General features: G+C 71.1%; 15 protein-coding genes and 1 pseudogene. 9 read left to right on the forward strand and 7 right to left on the reverse strand.

Translation table 11 applies throughout. The features are described 5' to 3' along the window. Nucleotides 1-685 (forward strand): L,D-transpeptidase (locus E1182_RS12265; protein ID WP_132264225.1); only part of this gene is annotated, 685 nt, incomplete at its 5' end. Between the two features lie 30 nt (nt 686-715). Here E1182_RS12265 and E1182_RS12270 read toward each other — a convergent pair. Next, entirely contained in the window at nt 716-1,387 is a 672-nt protein-coding gene (locus tag E1182_RS12270; protein ID WP_132264226.1) for a hypothetical protein, read from the reverse strand. Continuing rightward, on the reverse strand, nt 1,384-4,008 hold the full coding sequence (locus E1182_RS12275; RefSeq protein ID WP_132264227.1) for an FtsK/SpoIIIE domain-containing protein: 2,625 nt from the start codon (nt 4,006-4,008) through the stop codon (nt 1,384-1,386). The genes E1182_RS12270 and E1182_RS12275 overlap by 4 nt, the downstream gene beginning before the upstream one ends. 329 nt (nt 4,009-4,337) lie before the next feature. Here E1182_RS12275 and E1182_RS12280 point away from each other — a divergent pair. Continuing rightward, nucleotides 4,338-4,588, forward strand: a pseudogene (locus E1182_RS12280) (DUF397 domain-containing protein). Between the two features lie 448 nt (nt 4,589-5,036). Continuing rightward, nucleotides 5,037-5,474 carry a hypothetical protein gene (locus E1182_RS12285; protein WP_132264229.1) on the forward strand — a complete coding sequence of 146 codons (438 nt, stop codon included), beginning with the start codon at nt 5,037-5,039 and terminating at the stop codon, nt 5,472-5,474. Between the two features lie 276 nt (nt 5,475-5,750). Here E1182_RS12285 and E1182_RS12290 read toward each other — a convergent pair whose 3' ends face one another. Further along, complete coding sequence (locus E1182_RS12290) at nt 5,751-6,617, reverse strand: N-acetyltransferase (RefSeq protein WP_132264231.1); 867 nt, start codon at nt 6,615-6,617, stop codon at nt 5,751-5,753. 583 nt (nt 6,618-7,200) lie between these two features. On the opposite strand from E1182_RS12290, the gene E1182_RS12295 reads away from it, so the two are divergent. From E1182_RS12295 to E1182_RS12315, 5 genes are all read left to right on the forward strand, one after another. Then, on the forward strand, nt 7,201-7,461 hold the full coding sequence (locus E1182_RS12295) for a hypothetical protein (RefSeq protein WP_132185950.1): 261 nt from the start codon (nt 7,201-7,203) through the stop codon (nt 7,459-7,461). 14 nt (nt 7,462-7,475) lie between these two features. Further along, a complete protein-coding gene (locus E1182_RS12300) occupies nt 7,476-8,111 on the forward strand; it encodes a hypothetical protein (protein WP_132264233.1) in 636 nt (211 codons plus the stop codon). Next, the gene (locus E1182_RS12305; RefSeq protein ID WP_132264234.1) at nt 8,111-8,785 is read left to right on the forward strand and encodes a hypothetical protein; all 675 of its coding nucleotides are present in this window, start codon (nt 8,111-8,113) and stop codon (nt 8,783-8,785) included. Before E1182_RS12300 ends, E1182_RS12305 begins: the two co-directional genes overlap by 1 nt. 391 nt (nt 8,786-9,176) lie before the next feature. Continuing rightward, the gene (locus tag E1182_RS12310) at nt 9,177-9,653 is read left to right on the forward strand and encodes a GntR family transcriptional regulator (protein ID WP_207921373.1); all 477 of its coding nucleotides are present in this window, start codon (nt 9,177-9,179) and stop codon (nt 9,651-9,653) included. A gap of 187 nt (nt 9,654-9,840) precedes the next feature. Further along, nucleotides 9,841-10,983, forward strand: coding sequence for a site-2 protease family protein (locus E1182_RS12315; protein WP_132264236.1), 1,143 nt, complete (start codon nt 9,841-9,843; stop codon nt 10,981-10,983). On the opposite strand, the gene E1182_RS12320 is transcribed toward E1182_RS12315, so the two are convergent. The 3 genes from E1182_RS12320 to E1182_RS12330 form a co-directional block, all read right to left on the reverse strand. Next, the gene (locus tag E1182_RS12320; protein WP_132264238.1) at nt 10,980-11,846 is read right to left on the reverse strand and encodes an AraC family transcriptional regulator; all 867 of its coding nucleotides are present in this window, start codon (nt 11,844-11,846) and stop codon (nt 10,980-10,982) included. The genes E1182_RS12315 and E1182_RS12320 overlap by 4 nt on opposite strands. 177 nt (nt 11,847-12,023) lie before the next feature. Then, nucleotides 12,024-13,616 carry a ricin-type beta-trefoil lectin domain protein gene (locus tag E1182_RS12325; protein WP_132264270.1) on the reverse strand — a complete coding sequence of 531 codons (1,593 nt, stop codon included), beginning with the start codon at nt 13,614-13,616 and terminating at the stop codon, nt 12,024-12,026. 274 nt (nt 13,617-13,890) lie between these two features. Continuing rightward, complete coding sequence (locus E1182_RS12330) at nt 13,891-15,144, reverse strand: FAD-binding protein (protein WP_243706192.1); 1,254 nt, start codon at nt 15,142-15,144, stop codon at nt 13,891-13,893. Between the two features lie 139 nt (nt 15,145-15,283). On the opposite strand from E1182_RS12330, the gene E1182_RS12335 reads away from it, so the two are divergent. Next, nucleotides 15,284-15,682, forward strand: coding sequence for a hypothetical protein (locus E1182_RS12335; protein WP_132264242.1), 399 nt, complete (start codon nt 15,284-15,286; stop codon nt 15,680-15,682). Between the two features lie 13 nt (nt 15,683-15,695). On the opposite strand, the gene E1182_RS12340 is transcribed toward E1182_RS12335, so the two are convergent. Beyond that, a complete protein-coding gene (locus tag E1182_RS12340; RefSeq protein ID WP_132264244.1) occupies nt 15,696-16,625 on the reverse strand; it encodes an LLM class F420-dependent oxidoreductase in 930 nt (309 codons plus the stop codon). Between the last annotated feature and the right edge of the window lie 7 nt (nt 16,626-16,632).

The following is a 16,632-nucleotide window of genomic DNA, read 5'->3' on the forward strand; positions in this document are numbered from 1 at the left end:
GCCTGTGGTCGACTACGCGCCGGCCCCCGCCGGCTTCCCGGCCGACCCGCACCCGTACGACACCACCGGGCTGACCGAGGGCCTGACCCCCACCCGGCGGATCGCCGCGTACGACGCACCCGGCGGGCGACCGCTGGCCCTGCTCGCCCCCACCATCAGCGGCGTCCCGCTGACCATGCCGGTGGCGCAGCGCCGCCCCGGCTGGACGGCCGTGCTGCTCCCCTCGGCCAACCGGCGGATCGCCTGGCTGCCCGACGAGGGCTGGCGCACCGTCGCCCTGCGCGACCAGATCGTGGTCGAGCGGAGCCGGCACCGGCTGACCTGGTACCGGCACGGCAGGGCGATCAACTCCTGGCCGGTGAGCCTCGGCATGCCCGGCCAGTCCACCCCGCTGGGCCGCACGTTCATCCTGGGCCGCACCGCCCCGCCCGAGGCGGTCTACGGCGGAGTCGACATCTTCGCCCTCGGCGCGATCCCCGACGATCCCGACGCGGTGCCGACCGGCCTGCGCGGCGCCCACATCGGCCTGCACAGCTGGCACAACGACGACACCCTCGGCAGGAACGTCACCAACGGCTGCATCCGGCTGACCCGAAGCGCGCAGCGCACACTCCTCGCCGAGGTGTCACCCGGCACCCCGCTCGTCGTGGTCGACGCGCTGCCCACCCCGCCCCCGACCGCCTGATCGACCGCGTGCCGCCGGAGGCAGGGCCAGTCAGCCCCGGGTCGCGGCGATGAAGATGAACCACAGGATCGGCATGCCGACGAAGCAGATCACGCCGCCGGCCCGCGCGGACCTGGTCCCGCCGCCGCCGATGCGGGGTTGCCCGACGAGGCTGATGGTGAGATAGCCGGCGAAGAAGGCCAGCGCGGGCAGCCCGCACAGCGACCAGGGCACGAGGTGCCAGGGGATGCGGCCGAAGTCGGCGTCGGGGCTGACGGCGAACATCAGCAGCGACACGAAGGTGGCGAGGGTCGCGGCGGCGGTGTAGACGAGGGCGTTGCGGGCCAGCGGCGTGAGACCGGGCAGCAGGGGTGGTTGGGCGGCCCGGCGGTGGGCGTGCGCGGCGGCGGTGTCGGCCGCGTCGGCGGCGGCGGCGGCCCGGCGCAGGGCTTCCTGCGGGTCGGGGACGGGGCTGGGCGCGACGACGCCGACGTGGGGCTCGGCCAGCCGGAGGGTGGCGGCCAGCGCCACCAGGTGTTGCCGTTGCGCGGCGAGCCGCTGGGTGGCCTGGTCGACGGCGGCCTGCCCCTCGCGGGTGGCGGCGGCCTGCTGGTCGGCGCGGGCGCGTTCGTCGTGCATCAGGGCGGACAGGCGGCGGGCGTGGTCGGTGTAGGCGTGCCAGCCGCCGTCGCGGGGCATCGGGGTGCCGGGCTGCTCGGTCATGTGAGGTCGTCGATCTGGTCGAGGGTGCCGGGACGGACGTAGGGGACGATGAGGGTGCGGCGGTTGTCGTGCCGGTCGATCAGCAAAGCCCGGTTGGGGCGGGACCGCCAGTCGGTGGCGTAGTCGCCGAGCAGCGAGCCGACGTCGCTGCCGGTGAGGTTCAGCGCGACCAGGCAGGCGATCTCGTTGCCGCCGGTGGGGCCGAGGTCGTCGGTGAACCGGTTGACCGTGCGCCACCAGCCGAGCAGGTGTACGCCGTGGCCGGGGCCGTTGGCCAGCACGGCCCGCAGGTCGTCGTGCCCGGTGCGGTAGGTGCTGGGGTCGCTGACCGCGAGCAGGCTGCTGGCGGCGTCCGCCCCGAACACCACCAGGTAGGTGGTCTGTCCGTCGGCGGGGGCGGTGGACTGTGCGAGGTCAGCCAGACGCGCCCGCAGTTGGGGCGCGGTGACGCTGTCGCAGGGATGCCCGGTGGCGGTGATCGCGTCGACGGTGGCGTCGGCGGCTTCGTCGGCGGCGGCGACCAGCGGTGCGACGAGGAACCGGGCGGTGCCGGGGGCGTGCTGGCGGGCCAGGCTCACGGCGGCCGCGTGCAGGACATCGGCGCCGACCGGTGACGTGCCCAACACCGCGAGATGGCTGCCGGGGGTGGCGTCCAGGGTGAACCCGGCGGTGGGCAGGCCGACGTCGACGGCGCGGCCGACCAGGGCCCGCCGTCGCCGTACGTCCGGCGTCAGGCGGGCGAAGGTGGGATCGGCGTCGAGGTGCTGTTCGGCGTAGCCGGCGAACACCGCCGGTGGGGCGTCGCCGGGTGGGCGGGCGTTCCACAGCAGGTGCCGCTGCGCGGTCACCGACGCGGTGTCGGCGTTCGGGAAGCGGATGACCCGGTTCGCTCCCGCGATGCCGGCCGCCGCGTTGATCACCGCGCCGCCGATGGGGAGGTTGTCGGCGCCGTCGTTGAGCTGGTCGAGGACCCCGCCGCCGCCGGCGAGCGCGACCCGCAGCGGGAACTGCCCGAAAATCGACTCGGTCTTGGTGAACAGCGCCTCCACCCCGGAGATGGTCTGCGAGGCCAGGATCAGGTGGATGCCGTACGAGCGGCCCTTGCGGGCCAACTCCTCCAGCAGCGCCACGGCCTGCCGGGCGAGGGCGTCGTTGCCCTCGAACAGCACGTGGAACTCGTCGACCACCGCGAGCAGTCGGGGCATCGCCACGTCCGGCCGCCCGGTGCGCAGGTCGGCGAGCTTGGTCACCCCGGCCCGTTTCAGCTCGGTGGCCCGGCGGGTCATCTCCCGCGACAGCGTGCGCAGCACCGCCAGCCCGTACTCGCGGTCGGACTCGATGCCGACGGTACGGGCGTGCGGGATCCACGACGGGTCCACGGCCGTCGGGGTGAACTCGGCGAACGACACCCCTTCCTTGAAGTCCAGCAGGTACAGGCCCAGCTCGTCCGGGGAGTACCGCGACGCCAGCCCGTACAGCACGTCCAGCAGGAACACCGTCTTACCCGACCCGGTACGACCACCCACCAGCCAGTGCGGTGTCGCGTCATCGAGAGCCAGCACGCAGTCGGTGCGGCCGTCCCGGCCCACCACGGTCCGCAGCCCGCCGACCGACGACTCCTGCCAGATCTCCTTGGGCATCAGCGCGGCGAAGTCGGTCGACGCCTGCACCCGGGCGCTCTTGGCCAACTGGCGGCAGATCGCCTCCACCAGGTCGTCGGCCGGGCCGGCATCCAGCCGCACCGGCACCGCCAGGCCAGTCCCGTCGCCGCTGAACCGGTACGGCCCCGGCGGGTCGGAGACCGCGAACAGCCCGCCACCGGCCGCCGTCAGGTGCGTCGTGCTCTCCAGGCGGGGCGCCGCCGCCAGCCCAGGATGCTGCGGCGGCGGATACCCGGCCAGCAGCAGGAACACCCCGGCCGCCGGGCCGGCGTGCGCGATCGCCGCCAGCCGGGACCACTCCGGACGCCCCGCGCCCTCCGGCAGCGCCGCAGCGCACACCAGCAGCACCGACGGGTCCGCCTCGCCGGCCTGGGCGCGCTCGATGCGCTCCTCGGCCTCGGTGAGCACCTGCTGGAAGCCCGGCAGGTCGACCGCCGGCCGCGACCACGCCTCCGCCTCCACCATGGCCCGGAACGGCCCGAACACCGCCCCGAGGGTCGCCCCGTCCACGGCCGCGACCCGCAGCACGCCGTCCGGCAACGCGGCCAGCACCCGCAGCAGCACCCCGCGCAGCCACCGCGCCACCGACGGGTCACGGGCGTCGCTGTCGACCGCGAGGTGACCGGCGCCCACGAACGGCACCACCACGCTGAACACGCTCCCGGCGACCGGCGACGCCTCGCCCAGCCGCACCGCAAGCGGACGCCCCGGCACCGCGTCGACACCGGTCGGCAGGTCCACGGCGATGGCGTCGAGCCGGCAGCCCAGCCAGCCGGGCGTCAACCCCTCGGCGAGGCGCTGCATCCCGGCGGCAAACCGCCGTGCCTCCTCACCGGCCTGCCCGGGGACACCGTCGTCGCCGGCACGGTCGCGCAGCCGCGCCCGGGCGGCCTCCACGTGCGACACGGCCTCCCGGTGCGCCGCCACCGCCCGACCGAACGCCGACGCCACCGACTCCATGCCAACGTCTCCCCAGGACCGATGGGCCACGATCTCCGGCGCCGACCCTACCCACAACCACCACCACAGTCAGCCCCCGGTCGCACTCCGGACGGTCACTCCGCTGCGGGTTGCGCCATGTCGCGGCGTCGTCGGCCTAAACGCCACGGGATGCCGCAATCGGTGCGGGCGGCGACGACCTGGGCGCACTTCGTCGCGGGCGTCCAGCAGGAGTCGTTCCGGGGCTGAACGATCCCCAACGAGAATGCTGGACGGGACACCCGGCCAGCATTCTTTGTGCCTCTTGCCGGGTGCGGGGACAACGCGCGAAGGTCGGCATCAGCCGATCGATGATTTTCACTCGGAGAGCTTTCCTCACCAGATCGCAGAGGAGCACTCCCGCGCCTGACCTGACCGCCGCCACCTGGCGCAGCTCCACCCGCAGCAACAACGGCGGCGACTGCGTCGAGGTCGCCGACAACCTCGCCGAGGTCGTCGGCGTGCGCGACGGCAAGAACCCGACCGGCCCGCCCTCACCTTCAAGCCCGAGGCATGGGCATCCTTCGTCACGGCGGTCAAGCAGAGCTCCTACCGTCCCTGACGGAGTCGGCGGTCTCACCGCGACCGCGCCCGTCCACCCTCGACGCGATCGTCGGCAGCTCAGCAACGCGGCACCCCGGGTCGGCTATGACTGGGCTGCCAACGATCACGAGCTGAACGTGCTCTTTCAGAACGACCGTTCGCCAGGTTGAGTTCGGCACCTTGAGCGGGAACCACTTCGGTACGTTTTTGGCATCAGCGATCCAAGCGGGATATCGATCGCCAGCTCGAGACAAAGAGACGCTGCCAGGGGCGTGCGCTGTGCGTCGCGTCGCACCTTCACCATGTGTCGCGTAAATGGTGACATTGAGCCACAAAATTGGCTGCGCAACATATGTTCATCGGCGACACTCGATTTAGTCCGTGCTTTTGAGTCCCAGTCCGTCTAACATTGGATTCGCAGTCGGCTCACGCCGCGAACACATTTCGCCTTTACCTCTGGAGTAGGCATGCCTCAAGTCCGTTCTTCCCGCTTCGTCCGCCTGCTGGCCGCAGGCGCCACCGGCGCGGCCGCAGTGGCCATGCTCCCCGCGGCCAGCGCCCAGGCAGGCACGGCCCCGTTCACCGTGTCGGTCAAAGGTGGCTACAACAACACCCAGTCCCTCGGCACCGCCACCGGCAGCGTGACGGGGGTGACGGGAAGCACCCAGGCGAGCTACTCGGTGACGCTTTGTGGGCAGAGCACCTACCCGAGTGCGAGCGTGACCATCCAGGGGGGAAGCGCCACAGCCACCCACACCGTCTTCTACCAGAACTGCGAGACCTTCAGCGGCGACCTCGTCTCCAGCTACGGGTTCACCAACGTCCAGGTCACCGTCTCCGGATCAACCTTCTACCCGGGCAACCAGTACACCACGTACTCGAAGACCAAATCGGTGTACTTCTGATCCAGCCCCACATCGCCTGACGGACAGTCACTCGACCGTCACTGCCGCCAGACTCTCCGTTCTTATAGCAGTTCGCCCGCGTACCAACATGCCGCGCTGAGCGCGGCGGCTCGCACGGAGGTCGGTGACCCTCCGTAGTCGTAACCGATGTGGCTGATCTCCATCTGGTGTTGAGCCGACCTGTCGATCTCGGCGCGGCCGGTTCGGCGCCCGGAAGAACATGCCGATCTCCGCCATCGAGGCGCGTAGCAATCGATGGTCTTGCGGCCGATGGTGCTACGCGTCGCGGTATCGATCCCGGACCTCGGGGCGTTGCTGGAAGCCGGCTGACCGGTAGGTGGCGACGGCCCCGAGATTGGAGTTCGGGGTGCAGACGACGGCGCTCGACGAGCCCAACTCCCGCAGCGTGGCCGCCGCGGCGACGCTGATCGCCTTGCCATAGCCGCGACAGCGATGTTCCCCGTGTACGCCCATCGGTTCGAGCAACCCGGGCCTACCGGGGCCAGCCGACCACACCGTCACCGCCGCCACCGCGTTGCCCTGGTCGTCGTACGCGAGCAGAGACCGGGCGTCGGTGTACGGCGATCCGGCCGCCATCGCGTGCCAGCGCTCGTCCGTGAACGTCGACCCCTCGAACGCCGCCCGAAGCACGGCGGCGAACAGGTGCGCCTGCTCCGGCCCGACCACCTCGATCCGTACGCCGGGGTCCTCCACCGGCTCGGTGAGGTCGCGGCGCAGCGGCGTCCACGGCTCGTCGGTCTTCCAGCCCTTCTTGGACAGCAGTTCTTGGACCAGCGCATCCGTCGGTGCCTCGATGTTCACCTTTCCCTCGGGCAGCACGCCGCGCTCCGGATCGGTCACGTCGTCGACAATCTGCTGCGCCAACTCCGCGTCCCGCCAAGCGCCGGGCGCGATCGTCATCCGCAACAGTCCGGGACCGTCCAGCAGCCCCACGGCGAGAATCTGTCCATCCCGGCTCCACGTCCGGACCGCCGCAGCCGTCGCCTCCGCACCTGACCGCCAGAACCAGCCCAGGTCCCCCGGATGCAGTTGCATCGGTGCCCCTTCGTACTGCCACTCCCGCAGCACACCCACGGCTTCGCGCAGCCCGTCGACTCCCGGTTCACCCAACACGATCGGCATGGCCCCGATCCCACCCCACGCGACCAGGTGCCCGCACCCGGTTTCCGACCGGCTGGCGTGGCGCTGGGGGCGGGGCGCAACCGGGGTAACGCCGCCTGCGGACGAGGCAGGCTTGCCGCTCGCTGCAAACCTGACTACGTCAACGGATCAGGCACCGGGGTGATCGGGGCGGACCCGACGGGGACCTACCCGGTCACCGTCGGACGGGGACTGCGCCGGTGATGCGGTGACCTCCGAGCCGGCGAGGTGCGCTGCTCGCAGGCGACGGGTGTCACCAACTCGGCCACGCCCACCCCGATCCGTTTACGTAGTCAGGTTCGTAGCGTCTGACGCCTGAACCGTTACCTCGCCCGCCAGCTCTACCAGATCAGCACATCAAGCAATCGTGAACCCGCAGCTCGATAACCACAGGAGCAGCCCGGCCCTCACCTTCAACACGAAGCGTGGACATCCTTCGTCACGGCAATCAAGCAGCCGGTGCTCCTGGCCGGCTGACCGATGCGCGACCGGGGGCTGACGATGCGTGCATGATCCGGTACGGTCCCAGCGGGGTGGCCGTTGCCGGATAGGGGGAGGACGCGCGGTGGCATCGATCCAGGAGATCAAGGCTGGCATCAACCAGTTCGGCAGGTCCACGCAGGACCAGATCGCGCAGATGCGGGCAGTGCACGACTCGATCAACCAGAGCCTTGCGATGCTGCGAGCGGTCACCAGCGGCACCACCCACCCCAGCGTGGCCGAGGCCATCGCCCGGATGGAGCAGGTCAAGAAGAACCTCAATGAGGCGTCTCAGCTTGCCGGCGCTTCCATCGAGGCGACCAAGCGTTACTCCGCCAGCTTCTGACCGGGAGGAAGCTCATGCCCCGCGTCATCGTGCCCGCCGGTCTGTCGATGGGTCCGCGTTACCGCTACGTCCGCCCACCGGACCCGACACCCGAGTGCTACGAGATCCACCTCGGCGACGACTTGGTCGAGTTGACCGAGACCGAAGCCGCGGTCTGGGCGGCGGCTTTCGTGGACGCCGAACGACACGCCAAGCTCGAAGTCAACCGAGAGTCACTGATCCGGCTGCTGGAAACCGCACCGCAGCCCGAACCCCAGGCAGCGGAGATCATCGACAACCTGATCGGCCGGGGCCTGCTGGTCGAGTTCGACACCGACGACGACCTCGAACCAGTCTTCCGCCGCCACAAACTTCTCCCCCTCGGGGAAGGACTGGGCTCCACTCCCGAAGAGCCCCACCTACACCGGATCGGTCACTCCGGCCAACCGAAGGTCGCCGTTCCCGTAGACGTCTACGGGCTCTGGTCTTTCTCATACCGTGACGCTGATCTGTGGAAGGCGTGCGTCCTCTACGCCGACGACACCGAGAACGTCGAGGAAGGCGACGAGCCCATGGAGCAGACACCTACCCAGGTAGCCCAGGACCTGGCCATCTATCTTCCTCTGCTGATCGCGGTCAGCTGCGCGTACCTCGATCCCACCTCGGCCTGATGGGCTGGCGCAAGGGAAACCGACGCCGGAAACAGGTAGAGAGGCCGTTTGCCCGGCGACTGAAGTACGAGAGCGTCAAGGAAGCGCTGGGGAAGCTGGTCGAGTGGGGTGGGGCCGGCGTCGGCATGCTCGTCGGTCTGGCCAGCGCCCGCTACGGGCTGCCCGTCTCCCCTGGCGTCGCCTCGACCGGCGGCGCGATCATCGGCGGCATGGTCGGCTCGCAGGGCAAGGCTTTCGTGGTCGCCGGCGTCGACCATCTCCGTGAGCGGCGCGACGAACGACGAGCGGCGGCTGCCCGTCGCGGCGGCACATCACCACGGGCAGTCTCCGGTGCCGCCCACGCCCCGATGACGGGCAGCCGGGGAGCCGGTCACCGAGGTCCCCGGGCGATGTCGAGCCGTCGCAGCAGCACCCCGAGCATCGCCGGGCAGGTCATCGGGGGGATCGAGCAGGTCATCGAGCAGCTCGACCGGGCGGTGAGCCGGATCGCCGCGATCCACCAGAAGATGTGGGCGAACCAGAATGCCCTGCTGGGCGTCCTCGCCGGCAGCCGACCTGAGATCGTCCGCGCCACCGAGGCCACCCTGACCACAGCACGCGGCCTCGTCCACGACTCGGTCGGGGAACTGACCGCCGCGAAGAGGGAACTCGGGGCGTACCGCTCCCGACTGTGACGCCGGTCGGCATGCTTGTTCTGTTCGTGCTGGATGTGCTCGTCATTTGGCTGAAATGGCAGTACGTAGGAATGCATCGCGGAGCACGGCCCAGCGTCGGCTGACAGGACAGCGGGCGTCGCCGGCTCCTGTCACCCGGATCACGGTGTGGGCATTTCTCGTCTGGCTCGGTTACGTCGCCATCACTGCGGCGACCATCATCGTGGGTGTAACGTTCCCGTGCCTGTTCGACGTCGACCCCGGCCGGAGTGACGCCGTCGGCTGCCACAACGTGGTCCCCCCGTCGTGAAACAGCCACTCGTGCAGCCGCTCGCCGCCAGCGCAAGATCAGCCATGCGGGAAACCGTAGGTCTCAACCGGTCCATCAGTAAGGTCCAGTTTCATGCCTTGAGTGGACCGGTTCTGGGCCGAAGCTGCCCCTGCCGGTGGACCGGAACAGCGCGGAACCGCTGCGCAACCAGATCGAACGCGCGCTGCGGGAAGCCATCCGAACCGGTCGGCTGGACACCGGAGAACGATTGCCTTCTCTCGGGTACTGGCCGCCAACCTCGGCGTCTCCCGTGGCCTGATCACCGAGTGTTACGCCCAACTGCAAGCCGAGGGTTATCTCGTCACATCGCCTGGCTCAGCCACGCGGGTGGCGGCGACCGCCTGCCCGTCACCGGACCGTCCGGTGCGGGCGGCCGACAGCGAACGGATCCGAATCGACTTCCGGCCCGCCGTACCCGATCTGTCGAATTTCCCCCGGGAAGACTGGAGCCGCGCGATACGTCGCGCCTGCCGGCAGGCGCCCACCGAGGCACTCGGCTACCCCGACCGGCCGTCATCGCAGCCGCCCGACATCGATCCGTCGGCCTCCACGGCATGAGCAGCTACCACATGACGTCGAACGGCAACCTCACCACGGACGCCATACACGAGGGCATCCACATCGTCGCCGATCTGCTGCAAGCCGCCACCTGTCCACCACAGGGCGCATGAAGTAACGGGCATCCGGCGGGAAGGGTGAGCTCTCGCCCGCGCATGGGCAGGCCCCACGCGGGTATGACGCAGGCATGAGGGCGAGTTTCCGGATTGGCCGCATCGCGGGCGTACCCGTCGGGGTCAACTGGAGTGTCCTGGTCATCTTCCTGCTGATCGCCTGGGCGCTGGCGGCCAACCAGTTCCCCCGGGCGTACCCGGGCCGGCCGGTGGCCGCGTACGTCGCGGCCGGGCTCGCGGCGGCGGTGGTGTTCTTCCTCGGTCTGCTCGCCCACGAGGTGTCCCACGCGATCGTCGCCCAGCGCAACGGTCTCCAGGTCCAGGGGATCACGCTGTGGCTCTTCGGCGGGGTCGCCGAGCTGCGGGGCGAAGCTCCCAACCCGGGCGCGGAGCTGCGCATCTCCGGGGTGGGGCCGCTGGTCAGCCTGCTGCTCGGGTTCTTCTTCGGCGCCATCGCCGTGCTGCTCTCGCTGCTCGGGGCGGACGGCCTGCTGCTCGGGTCGCTGGCCTGGCTGGCCGGCATCAACGTGCTGCTCGCCGTCTTCAACGTGCTGCCCGCCGCGCCGCTGGACGGCGGCCGGTTGCTGCGCGCCGCGGTGTGGAAGGCGACCGGGGACCGGACGAAGGCGTCGGTGGTGGCCGCCCGCGCCGGTTGGGTGCTGGGCGCGCTGCTGATCGGGCTCGGCCTCCTGCAGTTCCTGACTGGTTTCGGGGTGGGTGGGCTGTGGCTGGCGCTGATCGGCTGGTTCCTGATCGGGGCGGCCGGCATGGAGGAGCGCCAGGCCCGGATGGGCAGCGCGCTGGCCGGCGTCCGGGTCAGTGACGTGATGACCTCGCAGCCGCAGACCGCCTCGGCGGAGATGACCGTCGCCGACTTCGTCGACCACTACCTCTTCGCGTACCGGCACTCGGCGTTGCCGCTGGTCGAGCAGGGCCGGCCGGTCGGCCTGGTCACCCTCGACCGGGTACGCGGCATCCCCGCCGACCGGCGGGCCACCACCACTCTCGCCGAGGTGGCCTGCCGGGCCGAGGACCTGGTGCTGGCCCGGCCGGAGGAACAGCTCAACGACCTGCTCCCCCGGCTCAGTGAGTGCAGCGACGGGCGGGCGCTGGTCGTGATCGACCAGCAACTGGTCGGGATCGTCTCGCCCAGCGACATCAGCCGCGCGGTGCAGCGCGGCAGCCTCCGCCACCAGATGGCCGGCGACCGCCGTTAGGCCGCGGTCCGCTCGACCGGAATCCACAGCTCGGCGTCGACGTGCGTGCCGTCGGCGGAGATCCGGGTACGGGAGATCTCCGGCCCGGTCCGGCTGCGGTACGGGTTGGCGGGGAACCACTGGGTGAACACGTCTCGCCACAGGTGTTGCACAGCGGCCGGGAACTCGCCGGAGGTCTCGAACACCGCCCACGTCCCGGCCGGCAGGGTCAGCGACGCCACGCCGTCCGGCACCTCGGCGTCGGTCACCACCCCGTGCCAGTAGTCCAGCTCGGTGCCCTCCTCCCGGGATTCGTCGAGTTGGTCGCTGGCGTCGACGAGACCCGCCGGTTCCTGGTCGGACAGGGCCGCCAGCCGGGCCGCCGCCGCCTGGTCGAGCTCCCGGCGGAACGCCACGATCGCCGGGTTCATCCCCTCGTGGACCAGGGGCACCCGGGCCCGCCAACCCACCAGCCTGGTCTCCGGCTTTTCCACTACGCGGTACCGCATCTCGGAACTTCCTTCGACGACGAGACGGAAGGAGAGCCGCTGCTGGGAGCGGAGCACCGCGCCGGTGCGCCGGGCCTCGCCCGGCCCGACGCCGTGCACCGCGCGGAACGCCCGAGTGAACGCCTCGGTCGAGCCGTACCCGTGGCGGACCGCGATGTCGAGCAGCGTCCGCTCCCCGGCGACCACCTCGGCCGCGGCGACGGTGAGCCGCCGGCGGCGGACGTACTCCGACAGCGGCATCCCGGCCAGCGCGGAGAACATCCGCCGCAGGTGGTACTCCGAGGTGAGCGCGATCCGGGCCAGCTCGGCGACGTCCACCCGCCGGTCCAGGTGCCGCTCGACGTGCGCCATCGCCTCGTTCAACCGATCCAGCACGTGGATCTCCTTCCCTGACGAGATCCACGCTAGGCAGGCAGGGGCCGGCGGACCCGACATCCGGTGCCCGCTGCGGTCGGGTCGGTCAAAGGGCGTGGGAGCCTGCTGCCGTCGGCAGCAGGCTCCCACGCTTCAGACGCCGACTACTTCATGTCCGCCGGGTCCTGTGCGTAGCGCTCAGACGCGGGTCCACCGCTGGTTCGCGGCACCGGAGCAGGTCCACAGGATGACCGGTGAGTTGTTGGCGGTGGCGGCCTGGTTGACGTCGATGCACTTGCCGGACTGGACTCCACGGATGGTGCCGTCGGCCTGCATCGTCCACTGCTGGTTGGTGCCCCCGTTGCAGGGCCAGAGGATCACTTTGGTGCCATTCGCGGTTCCCCTGTTGTCGGCGTCGAGGCACTTGCCGCCGATGCGCAGCTGGCCGGAGGCAGCGGTCACGACCTGGGTGAGGCCACCGTTGCAGTCCCAGATGGCCGCCTGGGCGCCGTCGTTCGGGGCACCCCCGATGATGTCCAGGCAACGGTTGGATCCGACACCGCGCAGGCTGAAGGTGTCGGTCGGGGTCGTCGAGCCGGTGCGCACCCGGTACATGGCCACCCCGTGCGGCGGGACGGTGGCGCTGATCGCGCCGGAGGTGTTGCTGGCCGCGTGCGTCCAGACCTCGAACAGGTTGTAGCCGCTCGCCGCGGGCATACCGATGTCGGTGGCGGTGGTGGAGATCGTCGCGGTGCTGCCCGACCGGTTCAGCAGAGCGACCGCGACCGAACCGTCGCTGAGCGGCTTGGCCCACACCTCGCTCTCGCCGAAGTCACGCACCCGCTGGGCCTGCCGGCCCAGCGAGTCCTGGTTGATGGCCAGCACGTCGGGGTCGGTCAGCACGGTGCGTACGTCGGCGGACATGGTGGTGATGTCGTTACCGGCGATCAGTGGGGCGGCCATGATGGCCCACATGCTGAAGTGCGCCCGGTTCTCGGTCGGGGTGAAGGTGCCGCGTACGCCCACCTCAAGCATGTCGGGGTCGTTCCAGTGCCCCGGGCCGTTCCAGGCGTGCAGCGGGGCCTGCACGTCGAGAATCTCGGTGACACCCATGAAGCAGTCGCCGGTGCAGCCGCTGCGCCACTTGTCGGTGATGTCCTCGGTGGTTCGCCACATGTCCGCCACCGGGCTCCAGTCGAAGGAGGGTCCGGTGTTGGAGTGCGCACTGTTGGAGTTGATCGAGTAGACGATCGGCCGTCCCGTGGCACGCAGCGCGTCGCGCATCAGCGAGAAGCTGGCGATCTGGTCGTTGAGGGTGCCCCAGGGCGAGCACCAGTCGTACTTGAGGAAGTCGACGCCCCAGGACGCGAACGTGTTCGCGTCCTGCTGCTCGTGGCCGAGTGCGCCGGTGGCGCCGCCGATGGCGTTGAAGTACTGGGCGCAGGTCTCCTCGCGTGGGGCCTGGTAGATGCCGAACTTCAGCCCCTTGCTGTGGATGTAGTCACCGAGCGCCTTCATGCCCGACGGGAACCGTACGGGATCGGAGCGCAGGTTGCCGGCGGCGTCGCGGGTCGTGGCCTGCCAGCAGTCGTCCACCACGACGTACTCGTAGCCGGCCGCTTTCATGCCGGAGCTGACCATGGCGTCCGCAGCCGCGCGGATCTTGGCTTCGTTGATGTCGCAGCCGAAGGTGTTCCAACTGTTCCAGCCCAGCGGCGGCCGGACGGCGGGGCTGCCGGGCGCCGCGGCGGCGGGCGAGGCGGCGAAGGCGAGCGGGGCGATGCCTGCCATAGCGGTGGTGAGAGCGGCGAGGGTGGCGGTCAGGGGCCGCGCAACTGCTTTCACAGGTGCCTTCCTCTTTCGGGGGTGAGGACGGATCGGTGTGGATCCAGAACCGGAACGACGACCAGGGAAGCAGGGACCGGGGCCGCCGGCACGACTGGAGCGGCTGACACCTCCACCTGCGGAGGGGGACGGTTGTTGTTGCGTATGACGAGGTCAGTCGTCGGTTCGCAGAAGTGTTATCGCTCACATACAGGGCTGTCAAGAGCCCTGCGGCGGTGGGTCAGGAGCGCGGGAAGTAGCGGTCCAGCGCCTCGGTACGGAACGTGCCGGTCGGGTCCCACTCGGCCAACAGGGCCTGGAAGTCGGCGTACCGGGGGAAGGTGGCGGCCACCGCCGCCGGCTCCAGGGTGAAGACCTTCCCCCAGTGCGGGCGGGGCGCGAAGGGGGCGAGCCGCCGTTCCACCTCCGCCAGCACCGGCAGCACCGCCGTGGCGTCGTCGATCCAGGTGAAGTGGACGGCGAGGCTGTCCCGGTCGTGGTTCGGGCTCAACCACAACCCGTCGGCGGCCACCGTGCGCAGTTCGCAGATCTGGAGCACACCGGCGATCCGGTCCCGCATCCCGTCCAGCGCGGCCAGCGCGTCGGCCGTCGCGGCCCGGGGCAGGTGGTACTCCGACTGGAGTTCGTCACCGCTGCTGGGGGTGAAGCCCAGCCGGAAGTGCGGCAGCCGCTCGTGCCACGGGCCGGGCTCGCCGAGCTGGGCGGTGCAGTTGCGCGCCGGCATCCCGGGCACCGGGTGCACGGGCTGGGTCGCGGCGGTGCACCCGAGCCAGCCGGCGGGCGGGGCCGCCTGGTCGGCGAGCTGCTTGCGCCAGACCTGGTCGATGCGCGACGACCGCCAGGAGGTGAACCCGCTGACGCTGTACGCCGAGGACAACGCCGTGTCGACCGCCTCGGCGGGCAGGTCGAGGTGGACGTACTGCCGGACGTCGAAGGTGGGGGTGGTGTCCAGGGTGACCCGGGTGACCACGCCCAGCGCGCCGAGGGAGACCACCATGCCGGCGAAGCGGGAGTCGCCCCGATCCACCGTGACCAGGTCGCCGTCGGCGGTGACCAGCTCCAGCGCGGCCACCGCCGCGGCCAGGTTGCGGTTGCCTACGCCCGAGCCGTGGGTGCCGGTGGCCACCGCGCCGGCCACCGAGATGTGCGGCAGCGAGGCGAGGTTCGCCAGGGCGAGCCCTTCGGCGTACAGCCGGGTGGCCAGGTCGCCGTAGCGCAGCGCGGCGGCGACGGTGACCGTGCCGCGCTCCCGGTCGATCTCGACCGTCGGCGGCAGACCGGCGAGGGAGACCAGATCTCCGGTGGTGTCGCCGAGCCGGTTGAAGGAGTGCCCGGTGCCGACCGCCCGGACCCGGTCACTGCCGGCCACCAGCCGGCGCAGCTCGTCCAGCGAGGAGGGGCGGTGCACGGCACGGGCGGCGTACGTGACGTTGCCGGCCCAGTTGCGGCGCGGAAGGTCGGTCACGGCGGTCACGTCTCCTCGGGGCGAGGGCGGCGGCGGGACGCGCCGCGTCGGCTGGGCAACACTGTAGCCGCGACGCGGGGACGGCTCTGCCCCTCGTACCTGGTCGGGATCGGGGTTGTCCGGGGCGCTGATGGGGAACACTGGGGCGATGAGCAGCTACCGCGACCCGACCCTGCACGGCGACGTCTACCCGTCGGAGGAGGAGATGGACCCGACGGGTGTCGGGCTGGAGCCGGAGAGCGCGCCGCCGGCCTGGTACCCGTACCTGACCGCGCCGGCACCGACGCCGAAGCCGGAACCGGAGCCGGAGCCGCCGGGGCCCGGCCCGGCCCCGCGCACCGACGCGGGCGCGACGTCCATCGTCACCCACCACCTGGACGGCTCCACGCAGGTGGTCACCGACCTGGACGGGGACGGGATCGCCGACGTGGTGCAGTTCGACCTCGACGGCGACGGCGTACCGGACATCACCTACCTGGACAGCGACCGGGACGGCCGGCTGGACACGGTGCTGCGCGAGCCGGGCGCGACCGCACCGGCCCGCTGACCGCGCTTCCGGCCTACAACTGCGGCATGACCTCGGCCGCGACCAGCTCCAGGTGGTCCAGGTCGGACAGGTCGAGCAGCTGGAGGTAGATCCGTTGGCTGCCGGTCGCGGCGAACCGGCCGATGGTGTCGACCAGCTCGGCGGGGGTCCCGGCCAGGCCGTTCTGCCGCAGCTCGGCCGGCTCCCGACCGATCGCGGCGGCCCGGCGGGCCACCTCGGCGTCGGTACGGCCGCAGCAGAGCACCAGCGCGTTGGACCAGCGCATCGTCGCCGGGTCCCGGCCGATCTCCGCGCACGCGGCCCGGACCCGGCCGAACTGCGCGACGGTGTCCTCGATCGAGGCGAACGGGAGATTGAACTCGTCGGCGTAGCGCGCGGCCAGGCGTGGCGTACGCCTCGGCCCGAGGCCGCCGAGCAGGATCGGCGGGCGCGGCTGCTGCACCGGCTTGGGCAACGCCGGCGAGTCGGCCACCTGGTAGTACGTCCCGGCGAAGTCGAACGTCTTCCCAGCCGGCGTCTCCCACAGCCCGGTGACCACCGCGAGCTGCTCCTCCAGTCGGGCGAAACGCTCCCCCACCGGCGGGAACGGGATGCCGTACGCGGTGTGCTCCTCGGCGTACCAGCCGGTGCCGATGCCCAGCTCGACCCGGCCGCCGCTCATCTGGTCGACCTGCGCCACGGTGATGGCCAGCGGGCCGGGCAGCCGGAACGTGGCGGCGGTCATCAGCGTGCCGAGGCGGATCCGGGAGGTGTCCCGGGCCAGCCCGGCCAGGGTGGTCCAGGCATCCGTCGGCCCCGGCTCCCCGCTCACCGCGCCCATCTTCAGGTAGTGGTCGGAGCGGAAGAACGCCCCGTACCCGGCGTCCTCGGCGGCCCGGGCCACGGCGAGCAACTGGTCGTAGCTGGCCCCCTGCTGGGGCTCGGTGAAGATCCGCAGTTCCATGCTGCGA

The organism is Micromonospora sp. KC721, from assembly GCF_004348355.1.
Classification (GTDB): Bacteria; Actinomycetota; Actinomycetes; order Mycobacteriales; family Micromonosporaceae; genus Micromonospora.